This is a genomic window from Enterococcus sp. DIV0421 (genome assembly GCF_051713745.1).
Taxonomy (GTDB): Bacteria; Bacillota; Bacilli; order Lactobacillales; family Enterococcaceae; genus Enterococcus_D; species Enterococcus_D casseliflavus.
In genome coordinates, this window is record NZ_JBIOQM010000030.1 from 1 (window position 1) to 481 (window position 481).

At 35.6% G+C, this 481-nt stretch carries 1 pseudogene; it reads right to left on the minus strand.

The window, feature by feature from the left end:
* Positions 1 to 290 precede the first annotated feature (290 nt).
* A pseudogene (locus IGI96_RS19780) lies at positions 291 to 481 on the minus strand (hypothetical protein); the annotation flags it as partial.

A 481-nucleotide genomic window follows, 5' to 3' on the forward strand; every position in this document is an offset into this window, starting at 1 on the left:
GGGGATTTACAATCAAGAAAAAACGAGTGTTAAGTCTAATGGTAATAAGTCAAGATGAAAATTGAGCAGTTTTTTTATTGAGTATTCTATTTTGAAGTGCATTCCACTGAAATCGACCAAAGTTAAAAGTAATCAAAACAAAGAGGATAGTATGGTAAGACAGAGATAGCGAGGATAGAATCATATAACCGATAGATACAGAAACGAGTTTAGAAAATGAAGGCGGAGGTAAACAAAAACTCCCTTAAAGCTCAGAAGATTAGAGATTAAGGAAGTTTACACGGTATGAATCAAAGAACTTCAACTGCACCATGGTCGTCAATATGGTCGTCATGTACATGTTGTAAACGGCCATTCACTAAATAATCTGTATGATTACCATGAGGCACTTGTTCATGGCCACAATCTGGATGATGTTGACAAACTGCTTCTACATGATTACAGATGCCTGGATTTTTTTCATTGACTTCTAACGTACATT